The organism is Agromyces sp. NPDC058126, assembly GCF_042884595.1.
Lineage (GTDB): Bacteria > Actinomycetota > Actinomycetes > Actinomycetales > Microbacteriaceae > Agromyces.
The window spans coordinates 190,428-211,493 of the sequence record NZ_JBHVTS010000003.1 but is presented as its reverse complement, the minus strand read 5'-3'; the positions used below and the strand labels follow the sequence as shown (position 1 = coordinate 211,493).

Genomic DNA, 21,066 nt, shown 5'->3' with positions numbered 1-21,066 from the left:
GAATCGGCGGCATCATGTAGGCACACACCGATGAAGGGCACACCATGCTGATCTATTCGATGAGCGTCTCGATCGACGGGTACATCGCCGACCGCGACGGGCGGTTCGACTGGTCCGTGCCGAGCGAGGAGCAGTTCCGCTTCCACCTCGAGGAGACCCGCACGCTCGGCGGCGTCGTGTGCGGCCGCAGGCTCTACGAGACGATGCTGCCCTGGGAGAACGATCCCTCGCTTCGCGATGAAGAACTCGGTGCCGAATTCGCCGACGCCTGGAACGCACTGCCCAAGGTCGTCTTCAGTCGCACGCTCGACCGCGTCGAAGGCAGCGCACGTCTCGCCGAGGGCTCGCTCGCCGACGAGGTCGCGGCCGCGCTCGCCGCAACCGACCAGCACGTCGAGATCGGCGGCGCGGGCCTCGCCGCCGAGGCGATCGAGCTGGGACTCGTCGACGAATTGCGCATCTTCCGCAACCCGGTTGTCGTCGGCGGTGGAACCCCGTTGCTGCCGCCGGTCGCGGCGCAGATCGACCTCGAACTCGTCGAGACGCGCACCTTCACGTCGCGCGTCGTCTACGAGCGGTACCGCTTCGCGGGGCGCGGCCGGGCGTGACGCGACGGGCCGAACTCCTCGCCGAGCTCACGAGCTGCGTGAAGAGCTCGTAGACCATGAAGTCGGTCCAGAAGATGCCCTGGAAGAAGGCCCAGATGAACAGCCAGAACTGGTCGGCTTGCTGAAAGTTGAACACCCAGGCGCCGATGACGCCGAGCCCGTAGATGGCGCCGCCTCCGGAGAAGCATCCCGCGTTGGAGTTCCTGTCGGTCATCTCGCGCCTCCCTGCATCGATGGCCCGCCCGTCAGCTGCAACCCACTCCGAGCCGACGCCGACGGAAAGGGAGATCGCATCCCGAGTTCCGGCACGTCCGCCCGGGGCTCCGCGAGGCCGATCCGGGCCTTCGTCTTGGCTCTGCGAGACCTCGTCTGCTAGGAAGGGTGCGCCCCCTATCGGCACGACGATTGGACCCGACGATGAGTTCCTCCACCCTGCAGACCGAGCCCGAAGCCCTCAGCGACTACGCCGCAGTCGGCGGTGCCCCGGCGATCACGGCGGTGGTCAACCGCTTCTACGAGCTGGTGCTCGGCGACGACGACCTCGTGCGCTACTTCGACGGCATCGAGATGGTCCGCCTCAAGCGGCACCAGGTCGCGCTCGTCTCGCACGTGATGGGCGGGCCGGTCGTCTACGAGGGCCGCGACGTGCGCACGGCGCACGCCGGCATGGGCATCTCCGCCGACGACTTCGCGGCCGTCGCGGGGCACCTCGTGACCGCGCTGACCGAGGCGGGCGTGCCGGCCGAGATCATCGACCGCACCGTGAGCGCGGTCGCGGCGACGCAACCCGACATCGTCGAGGTCACCTCGACGCAGGAGTGATGCGGTGGACACCGCCGCACTGAAGCACAGCTGGTCGCTCGCCGAGTCGCTCGGCGACGAGGTGCCGCTGTTCTTCTACTCGCACCTCTTCTACACCCACCCCGAACTGCGGGGGATGTTCCCGGTGTCGATGGCGACCCAGCGCGACCGGCTCGTCGGCGCGCTGGGACGCATCGTGTCGAACGTCGACCAGCTCGACGAGGTCACCGCGTTCATCCAGCAGCTCGGTCGCGATCACCGGCGCTTCCAGGTGGTCGCGGGACACTACGACGCGGTCGGCCTCTCGCTGCTCACGACGCTGAAGCACTTCCTTAGCGAGCGGTGGACGCCCGAGCTCGCGGCAGACTGGGCCGCGGCGTACGGCGTCATCGCCACCGCGATGGTGCAGGCCGCCGAGGAGTCCGAGGGCGACAGTCCGGCTTTCTGGGAGGGACACGTCACCGCCGTCGAACGACGCGGCATAGAACTCGCGGTCGTGCAGGTGCGCCCCGAACCCGCCCTGGTCTTCGAACCCGGTCAATCGGTCGCGGTCGAGACGACGTACGCGCCGCGCCTGTGGCGCTATCTCAGCATTGCCAACGCGCCGCGGCCCGACGGCTCGCTCGAGTTCCACGTGCAGCTCGTGCCCGGCGGTCAGGTGTCGAGCGCGATCGTCCGCAAACTCAAAGCCGGTGACGTGCTGCGCCTCGGGGCGCCCGTCGGCAACGAGCTCACGCTCACCTCCGACGAGCACGAGCGCGACCTGCTGATGGTCGCCGGGGGCACCGGGTTCGCGCCGCTCCGTGCGCACCTGGAGCGCATCGACCTCGACTGGCAGGAGACCGGCCGAGCCCCCCGCGTCCACCTCTTCCACGGTGCACGCGTGCCGTGGAACCTGTACGAGCACCGCCTGCTGCAGAGCCTCGCGGGCCGACCCTGGTTCAGTTACACGCCCGTCATCTCCGACGACCCGAGCTACCCCGGACGCACGGGGCTGGTCGGCGATGTCGCGGTGGCCGAGGGCCTGCGCCCCGACTCCCTGGCGATGGTCTGCGGCTCCCCCGCCATGGTGCGGCACACCCTCGCGCAACTCCGCAGCGCCGGCCTGAAGGCCGGTGATCTCCGCTTCGAGCAATTCGCGACGCTCGAAGACGGCGGTGCGAGCGGCCCTCGTCGCGACATCCGAGATGGGCAGCCGTCCGCGCAGCCCGCCGAACGATTGGGAAGTGCACGATGACGCCCGACCCTGACAACGAACTCCGGTCCGACACCGCTCCGACCCCGGTGACCGCGCCTGATCCCGTGCCTGCGGTCGACCTCGCCCGCGCCATCGCCCGGCTCCCCAAGACCGACCCGGCGAAGTTCTCGGTGCGTCACATCGGGGCCGGGTACGACCGCTCCGAGATCGATGAGTTCCTCGCCGAACTCAACGAGGCGATCGACACCGTACGCGCCGCGGCAGAGCATGATCGCCGCGAGATCGACGCGCTGCGCGCCGAGAACGCGCGACTGAGCTCCACCGCCGAGGCGAAGCACGACGAGGAGGTCACGCTCGGCGCGGTCGATCTGCTCTCGCAGGCGCAGACGATCGCCGACCGTGCGGTCGCCGACGCCGAGCAGTACGCACGAGACCTGGTGCTGGCCGCTCGCGAGGAGTACCGCGATGTGCTCGAACGCGCCGCGCGCGCCGAGGAGGCCCACGCTGGATCGGGTGCCGCCGCACCCGACGCTGCATCTCATGGCTCGATGCCCGAGATCGAGTACGTGCGCACCTACGCGAAGGTCGCCCAAGTGCAGCTGCGTTCGGTGCTCGAGGCCCTCGCCGAGCAGGTCGACCGGCTCGGCTCGTTGCCGCAGCCCCGGAGCGCCCCCGCGAGCAATCCGGAGGACGCATCCGATGACCACGACGGCATCGACGATGAGCCCGACTGGCTGCCGGCGGTGCCGCCAGAGCCCGCCATCCAGCGGCAGACGTACATCAAGCCCTGACCGCGCTCGGCGCGGCCGACGGAGGCGTCGGCCGCACCGCATGCGCGGGCAACCACGCCGGTCCGAGCGGCGGCCCGGCCGGAACCCGGCTCAGGACGCAGCTCGGAGTGCTTCGTCAGGTACGGCCGGTTCGGCGCCCTTCTCCGACCCATCGCTGTCATCGGACACGACGGCCACGGAGTCCCCTGCCCCTCCCGACTCGGTACAGCTAGCTCACGAGTTGCGTGAAGAGCTCGTAGACCATGAAGGCGGGCCAGAAGATGCCCTGGAAGAAGGCCCAGATGAACAGCCAGAACTCGTCGGCCCGCTGGAAGAAGAACACCCAGGCGCCGATGACGCCGAGCCCGTAGATTGCGCCGCCTCCGGCGAAGCATCCCGCGTTGGAGTTCCTGTCGGTCATCTCGCACCTCCTGGGAAGGGTGGATCGCAGCTCGGGGTGACCGCACCGGGCGGCCTGCCGACGAACCGGCAGCGACCGCCCGAGCGCGACCCCGGCGCTCGCCGCTCAGTGTACGCGCGGCCGGGCGGGGCCGACACCTCGTGGAAGGTGCAGTTGCCCTCGGCTGCGGACGACGGCATGCGGGTCTAGTCGGCCCGCGGCTCTGTCATCCCGTCCTGCTCGACCGAGTGCACCTTCAGTGGCACAAACCCGCCCTCGAGCTCCTCGATGGTGAACGGCGAGCTCAGCGTAGGCAACCCCTGCAGCAGCGACATCGAGTACTCGCGAGCTTCATCGTGCTCCAGCATCGCGAAGGCGGCGGTGATTCCATCGGCGACCCTGCGCACCCGGTCCCACTCCTCCTGCGGCGTCTGGACGCGCAGCCGCTGTCGGATCAGCTCGATGTCGAAGGGCGGCGGATCGCCCGGCCGTGGACGGCGCGTCGGGTTGTACATCTCCTGGTAGCGGCGGAGGAAGACCTTCAGACACCCCTCGAACTGGCGCGTGTACGACGGATCGATCTCCACGACAGCCCCGCGGACGCCGATGAGGACGCTCGGCCTCGCTGTCGGCTGCGACAGCACGTTGCCCGTGACGTCGGCATCCGTGATCGCACAGCCGACGGTGATCGGGAATCCGCCGGTGACCCCCGTGACGGTGATGTCGAGGCCGTTCGACGTGACCGCGTACCCCAGCACGACGGAGGCCGGATACTCGTGGGGCTCCTTTCCGCTGAAGCCCTGAACTGTCACGGAGAGCGTGATCGTCCCCGAGGCTGCGCTGAGTGCGTGCCCGTTGATCGTCCACGCGGAGGCCTTCGCGGTGCGGAATCCGGTCGCGTCGAAGCGCACGTGGATCCGCTCATCGAGGGCGGAGGTCTTCCACCAGTAGTCGCGGTCCGCGATGCAGAAGGAGAGCCCGCCCTTGCCAGGCCGGAACGTGCCCTCGCCGAGCGTGCGGCGCGACGTCTCGCGGAGCTTCACGCGCAGCCGTGCGGCGTAGCCCTCGTTGACGGGGATCACCGTGCGGCCGTGCGCATTCGACCAGTAGGCCTGCAGCTTGACGTCGTCGGTGTAGGCGGTCTGGTCGGTGGCGTTCGCCGTCCACGGTGTGTTTCCCGGCCGCGGCGACTGGCCGGCGTCGACGATCTCGTTCGCACCGCTGTTGACCTCGGTGTGCCAGCCGTCGCCCTCGGGATCGGTCACGATCTCGGCGATCTCGTGCGCGACCGTGACCACGGTCTCGTCGGGCGCCGAGCCGCCGGCGTCGGCGAGCCGCACCCAGCCTGCCCAGTACTCGTCGGAGTCGAACGGCCCGTCGAAGTCGTAGTCGTGCCAGTGCGCGCCGAGACCGCCGTCGGTGACCACGTAGCCGTCGGGAAGCAGGACGACGAACGCGATGCGCGGGCCGTCGTCTGGATCGGGGAACACGTCGTCGTCGAGCAGGTCGTCGACCATGTCGAGTGTGGCGCGCATCGTCTCCGTCCCGCTGCCGCTCATGGGCGGGCCCGGCGAGATCACGGTCATCGCGCCGCGCCAGACCGGCGCTCGCGGGATCCCGTACTGCACGAGCTGCGTGAAGTAGCGGGACGCGAGCAGCCGATGGGTCTGGGCGATGATCTCCCCCTTCATGCCGCTCCCCGGGCCGTTCCACCACGAACCCCAGAAGAGCAGCTGCACGGGGACGCCGGTGGCCGTGCCGGCGATGGTCCCACCGTGGTGGGTCATCTTCGTGCCGTCCATGTTGTGGTCCGCGAAGATGTAGATCGGGTCTCGCACTCGGCTCCAGACCCCCTCGTAGGACTCGTCGCTGAGCTTGTTGGTCAGGATCTCCGCGACGACCGAGTCATCGAGACGTTCGAACGCGTGAAGGAATCGTTTCGTCATCTGCTCGCCCCCCCGAGCTGCCGACCGCAGGCGTACCCACCCACAAGTGCGAGCGTGGCACCGTGTCGAGCTGTGGTCAAGACCGCGGCACGAGGACGCAGCAGCGCCGCGTCAGCGGCTCGGCAGTTCCTCGGGCGCGAGCACCAGATCGACGAGCGCACCGTTGCGCAGCACGGTCATCTCCATACTTCGGCCGATGGCGTCTTCGACCATGAGGCGCTGCACGCCGGTCGGGTCGAACACGGGGGTGCGGTCGATCGTGACGACGACGTCGCCCCTGCGAGCTCCGGCCAATGCGGCCGGGCTGCCTGCGACCGTCGACATGACCTGCATGCCGGTGGGCGATCCGACCCGTGCGGCGGCCTCGGGGCTCAACGGCACCTTCGCCCCGGCCACGCCCAGCCACGCCCGACGCACGCGCCCGTCTGCCGTGAGCTTCTCGATGATGCCGAGCGTCGTGGCGTTGATCGGCACCGCGAGCCCGAGCCCGAAGCCGGCGACCGCGGTGTTGACGCCGACGAGCCGGCCCGCGCTGTCGGTGAGTGCTCCCCCGCTGCTGCCGGGATTGAGCGCCGCATCCGTCTGGATCACCTCGTCGATCACTCGGCCCGCGCCGGTCGGCAGCGAACGGCCGAGTGCTGAGACGATGCCGGCGGTGACGCTGCCGGCGAGCCCGCGCGGGTTGCCGAGGGCCACGACGAGCTGTCCGACGCGCAACCGCGTCGCGTCGCCGAGCGGCACCGGACCCGGCGTCGGCCCCGTCGCGCGCAGCACCGCGAGGTCGGAGAGCACGTCGACGCCGACCACCTCGGCGTCGGTCGAGCTGCCGTCGGCGAAGGCGAGTTCGACCGCGGACGCATCGACGACCACGTGCGCGCTCGTCAGGAGGCGGCCGTCGGCGCTGATCACCGAGGCGCTGCCTGCGCCTGAGCCGGCGGCGGTGCGCACGCTCACCGCCGCGATCGACGGCAGCACGGTCTCGGCGACGCGCACGACCGCCGCCGAGTACGCGTCGAGGGCTTCATCGTCGTCCATACAGCCAGTCTCGACCTGCCGGACGGCCCAGCGGCCCGGGTTCGCGCAGGGCTGACGAAGTCGACGACCCTTCACCACTGGATGTTGTCGACGTCCCCCAGCGGCTGTCGCTTCCCGCATCAGGTCTCGCTGTCACTCGACACCGCGTAGGTCACACGCGGGCCCGAGTCGGTCGGGCGGAGCGAGTTCGACTTCGGGGTGCCGATCAAGCCGCGATATGCGGATCTACGGGCCGGGCTCGATCGGCTCGTCTGTGAGCGATGGGTGAACGGCGCAATCAAGCAGGAGGCGCGCAGGACGTGGTGTCCCGCACGGACTTCTCCGTGGGGACTCGCTCGCTCGATCGCGCGATGCGGGAGGCCGGAGATCGCCAGCGACCGTTCTGCATGTGAGCTACTCGACCGTCGCGGTCTCACCATCGCAGGGTGCGAACGCACCCGAGTCCCGCTGCCCGTCCGTATCCCGGACGAACGTGAACCGCGTCCCGTCGCCGTCCGTCGGGAGCGCCATGACCGCGCCGTATTCACGAGTCCAGCCGTCCGACACCAACCAGTAGTTCTCGCCGGTGCGATCCAGCAGTCGGAGCCCCGTGTAGCGGTATCTCGTGTTCTCCCCATCGGACGTGCAGAGGGCGATCACTCCGGGAGCGGTGAGGTCGAGCGGCTTCGTGCTGTCCACCTCGACGCCCGGGAGCCCGGCGACCACGCGTTCGTAGTCGGCCGCGAGGCTGGTCCCCTCGACGATGGCGTAGTTGTGCGCCGAGTAGAACACGCCGACCGCGACGAGCAGCGCGGTCGCGCCGCGGAACACCGCCTCGGTCGTCGATGAGACCGCGACCGCGCCGGGGAGCGTCGAGCGGAGCCTGAAGCTGTACGCGACGAGGAGCAGGCCGCCGGCGGCGATGAGCGGACCGGCGATGAAGGTCCACGCGAGTCCGACGAACCCGAGCAGGAACCCTCCGACGATGACGCCGAGCGCGATCGCCCACATCCAGCGAGCGAACCACGTCGCGATCGGGTCGTGCGGGTCGCGTGCGCGGCGGCTCGCCCACCAGCGGTCGAACCCGACCCAGGCGAGCGCCGCGAGGCCGACGAAGAGGACCGGAACGAAGACCGACCGAACGCTCCGCAGCAGGTAGTCCTCGACCGACATCCGCAGGATCGACTCGTCGATTCCGAGCTCCGCGGCCATCCGGTCGCTGCGGACCCATCCGAAGTAGACGAGCAGCGCCGTCAGGACGCTGACGTTGAGGAGGATCGTCGTGAGCGTCCGGACGAGGCCGCTTCGGGTTTCCTCCGCTTCCTCTGCGGACTCGGGTGCCGGTGCCGGTTCCGGCACCGGTGCCGGTGCCGGTGAAGAGGCTGGCGCGGACATCGTTCACGCTCCGGGATCCTGCGCAGGCTCGACGAGCGGATCGGTGGGGACCTCCGTCCCCGCCGGGACATCCGCCGGGGCATCCGGCTCGGGGACTGCGACTTGCTCCGTCGGTGCCGGGGCTTCCGCCGGGGCATCCGGCTCGGGGACTCCGGCGTCCTCGGTCGATGCCGGATCGATGGGATGAGCCTCAGCGGCCGGCTGGAGGGCCGGCGCGTCGGCCGTCGGAAGGGCCTGGCCCTCGGCCGGGGACTCCGGCGGCTCAGCACCCGCAGGCGCCTGCTCCTCCGCGTCCGGCCCGGCCGTCGAGAGGTCAACGTGTTCCGCGGATGCCTCGAGGACGATCACCGCGTCACCGGCCGTCGCCGGATCCTCCGCTGAGAGTCCCGCTGGATCCCCTTCCGGACCTGAGCCGGGGAGGGGGGTGACGGCCGCTTCGGAGGCCGTGAACAGGCTGTACAGATCTGCCGTGTAAGTGCCCTCGTCGGGGAAGGGCGGCGGCGGTCCGCTCGGGCAGGTGTAGCTCGCCCCGGCCTGCCCATCGACCACGCTCCGCACGGCGCGGTACAGGATGCAGACTCCCGGATGGGTCGCCGTCAGCCCCGAGGTGCCCCAGGTGGCGTCCGCACGGTCGGCGAGGTCTCGAGCGACCTGCACATCGGTGGGAGTTCCGCAAAGATACGAACCGGCAGCCAGGTAGACGACCTCGCGAGGGCTGTAGTAGAGCGTGAAGATGAAGTGCTCCCCGAGGTCGTGCTCGATGATCGACCGCACCGCTTCGCCGCCACCGACGCAGCTCATCAGGATGCCGAAGGTGGTGGTGAACCCGGACGCCACGTTCGGGTTCTCCGACACGAGCACCCAGCGGTACTCGCGCTCGCCCGATCCTTCAGCGGCCTGTCCCTCGCGATCTGTTCCGGGCCGACCGGAGCCCTCCACGCTCGTGTCGGGCGCGGCCAAGTCGAACGCATCCGCCGAGAAGTCCTCGGGCGCGTCGGGGATCGGGGCCGGGGCCGGGTCCGGGGCGTCAGCGCCATCCGGTTGCTGCGGCGGTGCAGCACCCGTGGTCACGGCAGGCGGCAGGGTCCACCGGTACGCGGGGGCATCCGTCTCGGGCGCCGCGGATCCCTGCGTCGGCGTGGGTTGCGACCACCACCCCGGACCCGCGGTGACCACGGCGGCGGCCAGCACCCCGGCACCGATGAGGCCGCCGATCACGACGACGAGTCGACCTGAATGAGCAACTCTGGACATGGCTGACTCCCTCGTTCATTCGTTCCCTGCGCCGGGCGGCGCGCCCGAGTCGGTCGCGGGCACGTCGGTTGCACCGCCCTCGCCATCCTCCGGCGGGTCGGTCGTCGGCGGACTGCTCGACGGCGGGACATCCGCGCGGTCGCTCTCGTCGACGTCGAGCGTCACCGGGTCGTCGACCCACGTGACTCCGTTGGCGTCGGTCCGGAAACGGTATTCCGGCGGACTCCCTCCGGGGCAGTCGTATTCCTCGCGCGGTGCCTGGTCGAGCACGCTCATGACCGATCGGTACACCTCGCACTCGGGTGCGCTATCGGGGTCGCAGCTCGCCGGATCGCAGGGCGGGAGGATCTCCGGGTTGTAGAGTCCCGCGAGTCCGTACTCCTCGATCGCGTGCGCGGCGTAGATCCTCGCGGTGTCGAGGTCTCCGCGGCACACCGCGATGGCGGCGACGAACATCACCACGTTCCGTGGACTCCGGAAGCCGTAGCCTTCCGGGGCGCGGTCGTCGAGGTACGCCTGACCCTCGTCGCAGCTCCGCTGCAGCGATCCATAGGCCGGCCCGTCGTTGCCGCTGACTCCGGTGTTCGTCGTCGGGAGCCCCCACGTGTAGGACACCGCTTCGGCGCCGCCGCCACCGGGGTCGCCGCCACCGGGGTCGCCGCCACCGGGGTCGCCGCCACCGGGGTCGCCGTTGCCCGTGCCCGCGTCGGGCGACGACTCGGCATTGCTCGACGGCTCGCCCCCTGCCGGGGCTCCCGGTGCCGAGAGGCCGCACGCCGTCGAAGTCATCACCAGGGCGAGCACCACGCCCGCCACCACGATGAATACGGACCCGCTTCGCGGGCCCCGACTGAACACGGCGACCACCTCCGGATGCAATCGGTCGGATGACCGACTGGTACACGATCACGGTGCGCTCGGCGGTGGTGCGCGGCATCCGTGCAGATACTGACCCGGTTCCGGGTGGTCCCTGAACGTGGTCTCGCAGCGTAGCGATCGACTGGGACGTCACGGCCAACGGCAACGTCTGTACTACGTCAGGCGCCGACGCTGCGGCAGGCTCTCTTCACATGGTGCCGTACCGACGAAGTGGAACGAGATCTCCTACCAGCCGTTGGTCACCGTGCGGCCACTGTGGCACACATCGCGATCAGGCCGTCAGAGACGCTGAGGAATGAGGTCGGCGCCGGACCGGAAGACCGAACAACTGGCTCGAGTTGATTCGGCCTGGAGTTGGTTCCGCGTCCGCCAGAGCTCTGTCGTACACCCAATCTTTGCCGATCGGATGGGCGTCAGGCTGCCCTGCCCATGCCGAGAACGCCCCCACTTCGGGTGCCCTTCTCGCAGTCGACAAACTCTCACTTCTCGGTCACACTGACTTACGGGGGGCGGTTGGCGCCGGTGGGAAACGCCGACTCACGTCGACCGGATATGCCATGATCGGTCCAGTTCGCCAGATCCAACTCGGCAACGGTGCATCCGCAGATCTGTATCTTCTGCGGTTCGACAAGAACGGGCGGCTGCAGAGTCCGAAGACCGCGGAGCTCGCAGTGAAGGCAGCTCGCGCGGCAACCGACGTCTACCTGTTCTCGCACGGCTGGAACAACGTGTATGCCGACGCGCTGGCCGCCTACGTGCGTTTCGCCGAAGGCTTCATCGAGCAGCGGAGGAAGCTGGATCTCCCTGTCCCCGGCCAGTACAGACCCGTGCTGATCGGCGTGATCTGGCCGTCGACATGGTTCGTCCCCAAACGCGACCGAGGTCCGGTGATCGCCGGCGGCGGCGAAGACGACGCCGAACGCGAGCGAGACGAACGCATGCTCGCCGAGATCACCAGCCAGATGTCGTCCGAGGCGGCCGCGGAGTTCATCGAACTCATCGACGGGGCCGACTCGCTCGGGCGCCACGACGCAGAACGCGTGGCCGAGCTCATGCGGGCGGCGATCTGGTCCGAACCCGATGATGACGGCGCATCCGCACCGCCGGACAATGCCGCCGTGCTGTCGGCATGGAGTGCGATCTCGAATCCTGACGAGCCGTTCGTCGAGGAAGAGGAGGACGTGAAAACGGTCGACCGCCCGACCGACGAACCGACGAGCGCCGCGTCAGCGGAGTCGGAGACGCCCAAGACCGCCGGTGGCACCCGCTTCAGCCCGCGCGACGCGCTCCGGCTCGGCAGCGTCTGGACGATGAAGGCTCGAGCCGGAAAGGTCGGCGTCATCGGGGTGCGCCCTTTGCTCGAGGAGATCCTCGCCCGAGGTTCCGATGCCAGAGTGCACCTCGTGGGCCACTCCTTCGGCGCGCGAGTGCTCCTCTCCGCCGTCGCGTCAGCGCGGCTCGACCGCAAGGTCCGATCGATGCTCCTGCTTCAGCCGGCGGTGAATCGATGGTGCTTCGCGGAGAAGGTCATAGGAACTGAAATCCCCGGCGGATACCGAGTGGTGCTGCAACGTGTCGAGCAGCCGGTGCTCGCGACGCGATCCAAGCACGACTATCCGCTCCACCAGTTCTTCCACCTGGCAGTGCGCGGTGGATCACTGGGCGAGATCGACATCGCGGCCGTGGGCGACACCGACCGATACGGAGCCCTCGGCGGATATCGACCGCAACAGGAGGCTGACTTCCCGCACGGCGACCTGCTCGATCCAGGAAAGGCCTACAACCTGACGGGCACGACAACGGTGATCTCCCTGGACGGCTCGCGTCAGGTCAACGGCAAGCCTGCGATCGGCGGCCATGGGGACATCAACAATCCGTTCACATGGTGGGCGCTCCACGCCCTTGCGGCACCACCGAAGGCGCCCTGATGTCCGGTGCGCTCATCCGGCGGTGGCGGCTCGCAGTGCTGCGGGTGCGTCTCGATCTCTCAGCGAGTGCACCGACAGTGGAGAGCCGGCTGGACGGGTATGCCGGCGAATCCGACGTGACCTATTGGACGCGCACCGATCCGCTCGGGGACTTCGGGCCGAAGGTCTCGCCCACCATCCCGGACCGGGTCGTGCTGCCCCAGGCACTTGTCGAGGCGGTTCGCAGCACCATGGCCGAGGAACTCAAGCACGAGACGATCCTGTGGCTCCGGTTGCAGCCTCCCTACGGGTACCTCGGCGCGGTGCCATGGGAGAACCTGTCCGAGCTCATCGACATCCCGGTGCTCCGAGTGCCCGACCACCTCCCGCTCCCCGCGTCCCTGGGCCGAACCTGGCGGGTCGCGATGGTCGTGAACGCTCCCAGGCAGGCGCTTTGGGGCGCCAAACACGTGCAGGAGTTCACCGCGGCTTTGCGGTCGGCGTTCCGACATCGGGACGTGACGATCGACGTCTTCCCGGATGTTCGGACGCACGAGCAGCTGATGAACGGGCGAAAGGACCAGGACGACATCGTCCGGATCCACGACCCCAACCGCGCACATCTCTCGCACGAACGCGCCGTCTCCTCACGCCGCCGGCGGCCGGAGACGCGAGCCGCCTCGGGCATGCGACCGTTCGAGCCGAACGACCCCCGCCTGCTCTGGGCGGAATGGATCGTCGACTCCCTGAGCGGCGTCGCCGTGCGGGCGCTGCACGTGGCTGCGCCCGGCATCGCAGGCGTCGATCGCGCGGTTCTCGCGATCGCGGCGGACCCAGCCCTTCCAATGAGGGGTTCGCTGTTCGAGGCGGTCGACAGCAACGACCTGTGGAAGCTCGCCGACGTGCTCGGCGCATCACTGGTGTCGATCGCCGCACCCGAATCGCGTGGCATCGACGTGGCGGCGAGAATGGTCGCGGACAGCCTCGGGCAGTTACGGCCGGGGCCGACGCTGTTCAGCTCGCTGCGCCGCGACCCCGGGAGCAGGGCCCTCGCCCGCGCACACGCGTTCTTCGCCGACCCGTCGGCAGCGCAGGATTTCCCGAGTCACCCGTCCTGGTTCGGGTACGTCCAGCCCGAATCGGTCCGGGAAGTCGTGGGCACGCCCCCACTCGATCAGACCGGCCAGCAGGCACGCGAGACGCTCGCGGAAGCGGCGTTGTCGGAATCGCCGGACGCCGGGCTGCTCGCCCGGACGTTCGAGTCGGTTGACGAAGTACCGACATGGGTCGCATCGTCGTCGCGCTTCGTCGAAACGAAGTTCGCCGATCTCCGCAACCTGTCGGCTCCGACTCGCGAGATCGCGTCGTCGAGAGCGTACGAGTCGGGCGCCTCGAGCGCTCTCGCCGACATCCAAGCCCTCGTCCAGCGACACACCAAGGGGCTGTGATGAGGATCATCGTGAACCTGGACGCCGTCGGCAAGATGACGGTGCTGGCGCTCAACAAGGCACCCTTCGCCGTCGACGGCATGAACCAGGGACGGCAGATCCGGATCGGCGAGCTCAACGGCGCCAACGCCCAGGCACGCGGGCAGGAACTCGTGCGTCTGCTGCAGCGGCACGAACCGGTCAAGCAGGCGCTCAAGATCACACTCGCCCAGCCACCGGCGTCGCCGCCGCAGCCGGTGTACTTCCGCGTCGTGTCACCCCAGGCCGATGCGCTCCCGTGGGAATGCCTCTACGACCCGAAGCAGGGCTTCGTCGCGCTCGACCGGCGATGGCCACTCGCCCGCATCGGCACCCTCGTGTATGACGTGAAGGAACGCTCCTACCGGCCTCCGCTCAACGTCCTCGCGGTCCTCTCGGCTGCGCAGCGCGACGCCCTCCCTCAGTTGGACGCCCTCATCAGCGCCGTGCGGAAGGCGCGCAAGGAAGGACTCGACGTCCACCTGCACGTGATATCGGGGCAGCAGACGGTCCTGGAGCGGATCGCGAAGAACCCGGCGCCGTACCTCTCCGGCCAGCGGCTCGAAACCACTCCAGCCGCACTGGCCGCGCAGATCGGTGACGCAGAACCCGACATCGTTCACGTCCTCTGCCACGGAACCTACTCGGGAACGGTTCCCGGTCTGGCATTCGCCACCAAGCAGGACCTCACCGGTGACGAACCCGTCGGTACCGTCGTGTTGGCGACAGAGAATCTGGCCGGAGTCCTGCAGCCGCACGATCCGTGGCTGGTCGTGCTGGCGGCCTGCGAAACCGCGCAATCCGGAGACGGAGCGGGCTTCGCTCACAAGCTCGTCGACGCCGGGCTCCCGGCCGTGATCGGGATGCGCCGGCTGGTCAACCTCGGTGCGATGAACACGTTCACCGCGGCCGTGTACCCCGAGATCTTCTCCTTGGTGAACTCAGCGGTCGGTGGGAATGGGAATCCAGGCCTGCCGCGCGTCATCGAATGGTCATGCGCACTCACGGCGCCACGCCAGGCCGCGACCGTCGGGGTAGACCCGATCGTGGTGGACGCCTGGTCCGACCCGGTGCTGTACTCGCAGCAGGACGATCTGAAAGTGCTGGTGGAGCCCATCGATCCGGTCGCCGCCGACCAGCAGGGACAACTTCGCGCAGCGCTCGACACCTGGAGCGAGTACCGGCAGACACTCGACCCCGTGACCACGCCGCCCGATCTCCTGACCGAGGCCGACGAGACGATCGCCCGGCTCCGCACACTCGTGGAGGCGTCCCGTGGCTGATCTTGACGACGAACTCCCGCATGCGATCCAGATCGATGCCTGGCCGGGCCGGCCGGCCGTCGGCGCGCTCGTCGCCGGCGCGGAGGCCTGGGGGGCGCGACGCGGTCTTCCGCCCGCTCAGGAGCCGCTCGCGTTCGAAAAGCCGGTCGACATGACCTGCTGGCAGGATCCCCGAGTCGGATACGGCATCCTGCTTCGCGACACCCCCGACCTCGCGTGGTCGCGCGAGAAGGTCTCGGGTGTGCTCGCTCCGCCGGCGATCCGGGAGCTTCTGGCGGCTCGGAAGGGGACCGCACTCCTGTACTGGAACCCAGCCCTCGGCGACACCCACGTGCGGCGCTACTACGACGACGGGAGCACGAGCGACCACCCGGTCGGGCTGACCCATTTCGGAACGACGAAGAACAAGCTGCCGCGCTACATCCTCATCGCCGGCTCACCGACCGAGATTCCGTGGCAGGTGCAGTTCTCCTTGGCCGTCCGTCACGCGGTGGGCCGCCTGCCCTTCGACGGCGACGCGCTGGAGCCGTACATCGACGCCATGCTCGACGGCGAGAACGGATGGGAGTCGACGCCGACCGACGACACGGCGCCGGTCGTCTGGACGGTGGATCACGGTGTGGGCGACATCACACGGCTCATGCGAAGTGTGCTCGTCGCGCCCGTGCTGAAGGCATTCAGGGGAACACTCGCGGGCCTGACCGAGCGAGACGATGCAGAGGCGACTGCCTCGGAACTCGTCGCCGCACTCGGCGGATCCCCGACGGTGGTGATCACGTCGAGCCACGGCGCCACGCCTCTGGATGCGGTCGAACTGCCGAAGGTGCTGGGCCTGCCCGTCGACGTCGAGCACTCGACAGTACCGCTCGACGACCTGACCTCCTCGATGCCCGCGGGCGCCGTGTGGTTCGCGCAGGCGTGCTGCTCTGCCGGCTCTTCGGCGACGAGCCGGTTCGCAGATCTGCTCGAGCCGAACACCGACGCTCGCGCGGTCGTCGAGTCCGTCACGGCCCTGGGCTCGACCGTCGCTCCGGCTCCCCTGGCGTTGCTCTCCCGGAAGAAGCCCGTGCGTGCCGTCTTCGGCCACGTGGAACCGACGTTCGATTGGACGCTGGAGGATCCTGACTCCGGCGCGCGGCTGACCGGGGATCTCGTCGACGGTCTCTCGAGCAATCTCCACTTCGGCCAGCCAGTCGGCCACATCTTCACCGAGTACCGCGCCGGGATCGGCGCGCTGTACAGCAGATGGACGGGCTTGGCCGTGCTGCTCAACACGGACGACGACGCGAAGGTGCTCAAGGAGATGACGAAACTCAGGCTCACCGCGATGGACCGGCAGTCCTTGGTGCTCCTCGGGGATCCGACCGTACGCATTCCAGGACTCGGTTAGTCAGGGCCGCACGACTCCCCTGCCCAGCGACTCGTACCCCGTGGCGCTCGGCTGCCACGCCGACCCGTCCCAGCCCTTGTGCAGCACATCCGAGTCGACCCCGGCTGCGAACACGTCGATCCGCCCGGGCCCCCACGAGACCACCGAGCCGGCCGGCCGCGGCATGCCGGCCACCGGGACGAGCCATGCGGTGAGAGCCGCCGCGTTCATGCGCAGGATCTCCATCGCGAGCGCGTGGTCGAGGTGCGCGAGCACATCGTCGGCGCTGTGGATGCGGCCGTTCGCGCTGTCGGCGCCCTCGATCGAGAGCACCGCGGGGATCGCCGCGTCGATGAACGGCACGTGGTCGCTCGCGAACGGCGACAGCGAAGTCTCGACGCGCAGCCCCGTGTAGGTCGCTGCGGCGACGGTCAGTGCGTCGATCAGCGTCGCCGAGACCTGGGCGCCCTCGAGCAGCACGGTCGGCACGGCAGTGTTCCGCGTCGCGATCATGTCCATGTTGAGCACCGCGCGGATCCGGGCCCGTTCGGCGGACGACACCGACGCAACGTACGTCCGGCTGCCGAGGAGGCCTTGCTCCTCCCCGCCGAACAGGATCAACCGGAGGTCGTGTTGGAACGACCGGGAGGCGAGCACCCGGCCGAGCTCGAGCACGCCGGCCGATCCGCTGCCGTTGTCATCCGCGCCCGGAGCGGGTGCGCCGGGGCCTCCCGCGAGGTTCACGGAGTCCAGGTGCGCGGACACGATGACGACGCCACGATCGCCGGATGCCGCGCCCGGCCGCTCACCGATGAGATTCGCGCTCCGGCCTCCACCCACCGCGACCAGCTGCCGGCTCGTCGCGAATCCGAGCTCCATCATCCGGCCCTCGGCCCACTCGATCGAGGTCGAGAACCCGGCGCTCAGCGAGTGCCGCGTCGGCAGGCTCGCGAGCGTGGCCAGATCTGCGGCGTACGAGGCCGACGACAGTCGGTCGAGCAGGTCGGCGACCGTCGGGTCAGCGCGCGCCGCCCGGAGCTCTGGAACGTCGACGACCACGGCACCGACCGGGACCGGTTCGACGCGCCAGCAGTCGTCGCGCGGCAGCTCCGACAGGCGTTCGTCGGCCGGGACGACCAGGTGTCGGCCGTGGTCGAGCACCGGCTTCACGTCGGGGAAGGCGTCCTGGAACGACCGCCCGACCTGCGTCACGAGCAGCAGGCCGGACGAGCGGCGGGACGCACGCCCGAGGGTGCGGTCGGCGGAGGTCCAGACGACCTCGGCCTCCGCGATCCGTATGCGATACGCGTCGGCGTGATCGCCGGTCCCCGCAGGTTCTACGAGATAGCGGACGTCGTCGCTCACGGCGGCGGACTCTCCTCCGAGACCTCCAGCCGGTCATCCTCGATCGAGACGATCCGAACGCTGCGGGAGTCGCCCGTCACCCCGTCGAGCGCGAGTCGGTCGGCTCCGACGAGGTGCCAGCCGCCCGGCCGGCTCTCGGCGGTGTCGTCTCGCCCGATACCGTGCTCGACGAGGGTGCCGTCCGGCCGGAACTCGATGCCGGTGCGCCCTCGCGCGGGCGGCAGCGCGTACCCGGCCGGACGGTAGACGGTCACGCCGTCGTGATCCTCCTCGCGGGAGTGCACCCACACCTGGAAGAGCCGCTCGTCCATCATGGTCGTCGGGTGCGCTGGCCGATGAGTGCGTCACCGGGAACGACGAGGCCCGCCGGCGAGTCCGGCACAACGTGCCGGAGGTCGCCGATGACGCCGCCCATGTACTCGTAGCCCGTGACGGACGGCCCCCAGGCCGCGCCATCCCACCACTTGTGGTACAGCGCGCCGTCGGTGCCCGTGACGAACACGTCGAGCCGGTCCGGACCCCACGAGGTGACGTCGGGCCCCTTGACGCAGGTGCCGCCCATGTACTCCCAGTCGGTGACCGACGGACCCCACGAGGAGCCGTCCCACCACTTGTGGTACAGCGCGCTGTCGGTGCCGATCACGAACACGTCGAGCCGGTTCGGACCCCACGACACCACGGCCGGCGCGCTCGTGCAGATCCCGCCCATGTACTCCCAGTCGGTGACCGACGGACCCCACGACGAGCCGTCCCACCACTTGTGGTAGAGCGCGCTATCCGTGCCGATCACGAACACGTCGAGCCGGTTCGGACCCCAGGCGACCGCCGTCGGCGGACTCGTGCAGACGCCGCCCATGTACTCGTAGTCGGTGACCGACGGGCCCCAGCCCGTCACGCCGTCGAACCACTTGTGGTAGAGCGCGCTGTCGGTGCCGATCACGAACACGTCGAGCCGGTTCGGACCCCACGCCACGACCTCGGGTCGCGTGAGGCACACCCCGCCCATGTACTCGTAGTCGGTGACGGCCGGCCCCCAGGCGGCGCCGTCCCACCACTTGTGGTAGAGCGCGCGGTCGGTTCCGAGCACGAACGCATCGAGGCGGTTCGGGCCCCACGTCGCGAGCCGCGGCCGGGTGAGGCACGTGCCGCCCATGTACTCCCAGTCGGTGACCGACGGACCCCACGACGACCCGTCCCACCACTTGTGGTACATCGCCCGGTCGGTGCCGAGGACGAACGCATCGAGGCGGTCCGCGCCCCAGGTCGCGACTTCTGCTGCGCTCATGCAGATCCCACCCATGTACTCGTAGTCGGTGATCGAGGGCCCCCATCCGGACGCGCTGTCGAACCACTTGTGGTACATCGCGCGGTCCGTGCCGATGACGAACGCGTCGATGCGGTCCGAGCTCCACGAAACGACCGGTCCGGCCGGTTCCGGATGACGCGCCAGCGTGAGGAACGAACGGCGGGCGCCGTCCAGCGTCGCCTCCATGCGGGCCACCTGGCCGGTGGTGAACATGAACATCGACGGGTCATCGGTGTAGTCCATGTAGTTCATGAACAGGTCTCCGTCGGGCCCGTTACTGCAGCTCGTCGTCGGGAACGTCGGCGCGCCGAAGTTCGGACCGCCCTGGTTCGGCGTGTCGGCGACCTCGTCGGTGCCGTTGCACCCAGTGCCGTCGTCGCCCCAGATGTGGAAGAGGTTCAGCCAATGCCCGATCTCGTGCGTCGCGGTGCGACCCAGGTGGAACGGCGCGGTGGCCGTGCCCGTCGTGCCGAACGCCGTGGTCGCGATCACCACGCCGTCGGTCGCCGCGGGTCCACCGGGGAACTGGGCGTAGCCGAGGAGCGCACCGTTCACGTTGTGGACCGGACAGACCCAGACGTTCAGGTACCGGTCCGCCGGCCACGCATCGGTGCCGCCGCTCGAGGCGAACTTCGCCGCGTTGGTCTCCTGCGCGAACGACGTCACATTGGTGGCACGGCGCGTGATGCCGTTCGTCGGATTCCCCTGCGGGTCGGTCGACGCGAGGAAGAACTCCACGCGAGCGTCCGCGACGAGCGGCTGGAACACGCCGGGCACGGCCGAGACGTCCGGGTTCGTCGCGCGGAAGTCGCGGTTCAGCACGTCGATCTGGCTCTGCACCTGCGCATCGCTGATGTTCAGCGCGGCGGTGTTGTGCAGCACGTGCACGACGACGGGGATCCGGACCACGCCGGGGAACCGCGCCTGCATGGCCTCTTCGTCCGCCGGAAACTGCCGCGCGTGGTTCTCGATCGCCGCCCTCGCGCGGACGTATTCCTCTGACGTGGAGATCAGACGCCGGTGCTCCTCCATCGTGCCGCACCAACCGCGGGCCGGCATCGGGGCCTCGTCGTCCGATGCTCCGTATGCCGTCCCGCCGGCGCCGCCGCCCGAGACGTCACCCGCCATGCGGTTCATCCCGACCCCCCTGATGCCGTCGGTCCCCATCGAGGCGGCATCCCGGCTCATCGCACCGCTCTTGCGGCCCGACGCGGACATCGCGCCGCCCTTCATCCCGCCGTCGGACATCCCGCGCGCGCCTCCCGACATCGCGCCGCCCGACATCGCGTCCGCATCGGACGCGCCCATCGCCCTTCCGGCCTCGGCCGGGTCCGGCTCTCCGGCCTTGCCGGATGCGCCATTGCTCTTTCGTGGCATGATCGTCCACCCCCCTGTGGCAGGCGGCACGACGAAGGTTCGGCATCGCGCCACCCTCATGGCAGCCTCCCCCTGGGGCTGCAATCCCTCACGATGCTCCTCTCATGGCGTCGCCACAAGCCCCAGTTCGCTGTGGATTCGGCAATCGGTTCTGCGCTGGCCGTCGGGCACCGTCGCGCCGCTGTGCGAGCCGATCACCGCCTAACCCGGTACTGATATGCGCGCGACTCCGCTGCCCGCCATTGCGTCGACAGGAGGAACTGGACGAGTTCGTCCGCCCGCATGAAGATGCTGACTTCCCTCGGCACCAGGTAGGCGGACTCGGGCTGAAGCCAGTCGATCTCCAGGCCTTCGCTGCACACGATCGGGACGATCCACCGGATGTCGGTGGGGACGGCGTGAATCGGGCCGACAGGATGCTGCGCGAAGAACTCGGCGGTCCGACGGACTTGCGCGGCCCACGCACCCACCGCCCGAACTCGAGCGCTCGCGTCCTCGAAGGTCACGCACGTGTCCGTCTTGGTGGCACGGCGCGACTTGCACTCGATCACGAATGCCGTGTCCTCGATCCGCACAACGACATCGGCTTCGGCCACCACCGCCTTGCCGACGCGGAGAGCCGGTCCGACGCTGAGCCCGGGTCACCGGCGACGACATCGAGCACGATCGGGCAACGGTTTCGCTCCCGTCAACCCGCGCACGGAGCGGGCCTCAGTGCTATCCCTCTT

The 21,066-nt window shown here is 69.4% G+C and carries 19 protein-coding genes; 8 read left to right on the top strand and 11 right to left on the bottom strand.

Annotated elements, in window-relative coordinates; genetic code table 11:
* The first annotated feature begins 44 nt into the window (after positions 1–44).
* Positions 45–608, top strand: a complete 564-nt coding sequence (locus ACFVTR_RS09970) for a dihydrofolate reductase family protein (protein ID WP_387036927.1) — start codon at positions 45–47, stop codon at positions 606–608.
* Here the strand turns inward: ACFVTR_RS09970 and ACFVTR_RS09965 are convergent.
* The gene (locus ACFVTR_RS09965; RefSeq protein WP_387036926.1) at positions 553–822 is read right to left on the bottom strand and encodes a hypothetical protein; all 270 of its coding nucleotides are present in this window, start codon (positions 820–822) and stop codon (positions 553–555) included. The genes ACFVTR_RS09970 and ACFVTR_RS09965 overlap by 56 nt on opposite strands.
* A 203-nt stretch (positions 823–1,025) precedes the next feature.
* Between ACFVTR_RS09965 and ACFVTR_RS09960 the strand changes: the two genes are divergently transcribed.
* The 3 genes from ACFVTR_RS09960 to ACFVTR_RS09950 are packed head-to-tail and all read left to right on the top strand — an operon-like array spanning position 1,026 to position 3,398.
* Positions 1,026–1,430 carry a group 1 truncated hemoglobin gene (locus tag ACFVTR_RS09960; protein WP_376945014.1) on the top strand — a complete coding sequence of 135 codons (405 nt, stop codon included), beginning with the start codon at positions 1,026–1,028 and terminating at the stop codon, positions 1,428–1,430.
* 4 nt (positions 1,431–1,434) lie between these two features.
* The gene (locus ACFVTR_RS09955; RefSeq protein ID WP_387036925.1) at positions 1,435–2,646 is read left to right on the top strand and encodes a globin domain-containing protein; all 1,212 of its coding nucleotides are present in this window, start codon (positions 1,435–1,437) and stop codon (positions 2,644–2,646) included.
* A complete protein-coding gene (locus ACFVTR_RS09950) occupies positions 2,643–3,398 on the top strand; it encodes a DivIVA domain-containing protein (RefSeq protein ID WP_387036922.1) in 756 nt (251 codons plus the stop codon). The genes ACFVTR_RS09955 and ACFVTR_RS09950 overlap by 4 nt, the downstream gene beginning before the upstream one ends.
* Positions 3,399–3,606: 208 nt before the next feature.
* Here the strand turns inward: ACFVTR_RS09950 and ACFVTR_RS09945 are convergent, their stop codons facing one another.
* The 6 genes from ACFVTR_RS09945 to ACFVTR_RS09920 form a co-directional block, all read right to left on the bottom strand.
* Positions 3,607–3,798 (bottom strand): hypothetical protein, encoded by a 192-nt coding sequence (locus tag ACFVTR_RS09945; protein WP_387036921.1) that lies wholly within the window; start codon positions 3,796–3,798, stop codon positions 3,607–3,609.
* Positions 3,799–3,983: 185 nt separating this feature from the next.
* Positions 3,984–5,723, bottom strand: a complete 1,740-nt coding sequence (locus ACFVTR_RS09940; RefSeq protein ID WP_387036919.1) for a hypothetical protein — start codon at positions 5,721–5,723, stop codon at positions 3,984–3,986.
* 111 nt (positions 5,724–5,834) lie between these two features.
* The gene (locus ACFVTR_RS09935; protein ID WP_387036918.1) at positions 5,835–6,758 is read right to left on the bottom strand and encodes a S1C family serine protease; all 924 of its coding nucleotides are present in this window, start codon (positions 6,756–6,758) and stop codon (positions 5,835–5,837) included.
* A 393-nt stretch (positions 6,759–7,151) separates the two neighbouring features.
* Positions 7,152–8,132, bottom strand: a complete 981-nt coding sequence (locus ACFVTR_RS09930; RefSeq protein WP_387036917.1) for a hypothetical protein — start codon at positions 8,130–8,132, stop codon at positions 7,152–7,154.
* A 3-nt stretch (positions 8,133–8,135) separates the two neighbouring features.
* Complete coding sequence (locus ACFVTR_RS09925; RefSeq protein ID WP_387036915.1) at positions 8,136–9,386, bottom strand: hypothetical protein; 1,251 nt, start codon at positions 9,384–9,386, stop codon at positions 8,136–8,138.
* A 15-nt stretch (positions 9,387–9,401) separates the two neighbouring features.
* Positions 9,402–10,193, bottom strand: coding sequence for a hypothetical protein (locus ACFVTR_RS09920; RefSeq protein ID WP_387036913.1), 792 nt, complete (start codon positions 10,191–10,193; stop codon positions 9,402–9,404).
* Between the two features lie 629 nt (positions 10,194–10,822).
* On the opposite strand from ACFVTR_RS09920, the gene ACFVTR_RS09915 reads away from it, so the two are divergent.
* The 4 genes from ACFVTR_RS09915 to ACFVTR_RS09900 are packed head-to-tail and all read left to right on the top strand — an operon-like array spanning position 10,823 to position 16,311.
* On the top strand, positions 10,823–12,193 hold the full coding sequence (locus ACFVTR_RS09915; protein ID WP_387036911.1) for a hypothetical protein: 1,371 nt from the start codon (positions 10,823–10,825) through the stop codon (positions 12,191–12,193).
* The gene (locus ACFVTR_RS09910) at positions 12,193–13,620 is read left to right on the top strand and encodes a hypothetical protein (protein ID WP_387036909.1); all 1,428 of its coding nucleotides are present in this window, start codon (positions 12,193–12,195) and stop codon (positions 13,618–13,620) included. Before ACFVTR_RS09915 ends, ACFVTR_RS09910 begins: the two co-directional genes overlap by 1 nt.
* A gap of 11 nt (positions 13,621–13,631) precedes the next feature.
* Complete coding sequence (locus ACFVTR_RS09905) at positions 13,632–14,921, top strand: CHAT domain-containing protein (protein WP_387036907.1); 1,290 nt, start codon at positions 13,632–13,634, stop codon at positions 14,919–14,921.
* A complete protein-coding gene (locus ACFVTR_RS09900) occupies positions 14,914–16,311 on the top strand; it encodes a hypothetical protein (RefSeq protein ID WP_387036905.1) in 1,398 nt (465 codons plus the stop codon). Before ACFVTR_RS09905 ends, ACFVTR_RS09900 begins: the two co-directional genes overlap by 8 nt.
* Here ACFVTR_RS09900 and ACFVTR_RS09895 read toward each other — a convergent pair whose 3' ends face one another.
* From ACFVTR_RS09895 to ACFVTR_RS09880, 4 genes are all read right to left on the bottom strand, one after another.
* Positions 16,312–17,655 (bottom strand): M20/M25/M40 family metallo-hydrolase, encoded by a 1,344-nt coding sequence (locus ACFVTR_RS09895; RefSeq protein WP_387036903.1) that lies wholly within the window; start codon positions 17,653–17,655, stop codon positions 16,312–16,314.
* On the bottom strand, positions 17,652–17,969 hold the full coding sequence (locus ACFVTR_RS09890; protein ID WP_387036901.1) for a hypothetical protein: 318 nt from the start codon (positions 17,967–17,969) through the stop codon (positions 17,652–17,654). Before ACFVTR_RS09890 ends, ACFVTR_RS09895 begins: the two co-directional genes overlap by 4 nt.
* Positions 17,966–20,209: a M43 family zinc metalloprotease gene (locus tag ACFVTR_RS09885; protein ID WP_387036899.1), complete on the bottom strand. Its 2,244-nt coding sequence runs from the start codon at positions 20,207–20,209 to the stop codon at positions 17,966–17,968. Before ACFVTR_RS09885 ends, ACFVTR_RS09890 begins: the two co-directional genes overlap by 4 nt.
* Before the next feature lie 323 nt (positions 20,210–20,532).
* Positions 20,533–20,934 (bottom strand): hypothetical protein, encoded by a 402-nt coding sequence (locus ACFVTR_RS09880; RefSeq protein WP_387036898.1) that lies wholly within the window; start codon positions 20,932–20,934, stop codon positions 20,533–20,535.
* Between the last annotated feature and the right edge of the window lie 132 nt (positions 20,935–21,066).

Bases quoted from the DNA above. Each gene is read 5' to 3' on its own strand.
- ACFVTR_RS09970 (WP_387036927.1), top strand. From the start codon at position 45: ATGCTGATCTATTCGATGAGCGTCTCGATCGACGGGTACATCGCCGAC.
- ACFVTR_RS09965 (WP_387036926.1), bottom strand. From the start codon at position 822: ATGACCGACAGGAACTCCAACGCGGGATGCTTCTCCGGAGGCGGCGCC.
- ACFVTR_RS09960 (WP_376945014.1), top strand. From the start codon at position 1,026: ATGAGTTCCTCCACCCTGCAGACCGAGCCCGAAGCCCTCAGCGACTAC.
- ACFVTR_RS09950 (WP_387036922.1), top strand. From the start codon at position 2,643: ATGACGCCCGACCCTGACAACGAACTCCGGTCCGACACCGCTCCGACC.
- ACFVTR_RS09945 (WP_387036921.1), bottom strand. From the start codon at position 3,798: ATGACCGACAGGAACTCCAACGCGGGATGCTTCGCCGGAGGCGGCGCA.
- ACFVTR_RS09940 (WP_387036919.1), bottom strand. From the start codon at position 5,723: ATGACGAAACGATTCCTTCACGCGTTCGAACGTCTCGATGACTCGGTC.
- ACFVTR_RS09935 (WP_387036918.1), bottom strand. From the start codon at position 6,758: ATGGACGACGATGAAGCCCTCGACGCGTACTCGGCGGCGGTCGTGCGC.
- ACFVTR_RS09930 (WP_387036917.1), bottom strand. From the start codon at position 8,132: ATGTCCGCGCCAGCCTCTTCACCGGCACCGGCACCGGTGCCGGAACCG.
- ACFVTR_RS09925 (WP_387036915.1), bottom strand. From the start codon at position 9,386: ATGTCCAGAGTTGCTCATTCAGGTCGACTCGTCGTCGTGATCGGCGGC.
- ACFVTR_RS09915 (WP_387036911.1), top strand. From the start codon at position 10,823: ATGATCGGTCCAGTTCGCCAGATCCAACTCGGCAACGGTGCATCCGCA.
- ACFVTR_RS09910 (WP_387036909.1), top strand. From the start codon at position 12,193: ATGTCCGGTGCGCTCATCCGGCGGTGGCGGCTCGCAGTGCTGCGGGTG.
- ACFVTR_RS09890 (WP_387036901.1), bottom strand. From the start codon at position 17,969: ATGATGGACGAGCGGCTCTTCCAGGTGTGGGTGCACTCCCGCGAGGAG.
- ACFVTR_RS09885 (WP_387036899.1), bottom strand. From the start codon at position 20,209: ATGTCCGACGGCGGGATGAAGGGCGGCGCGATGTCCGCGTCGGGCCGC.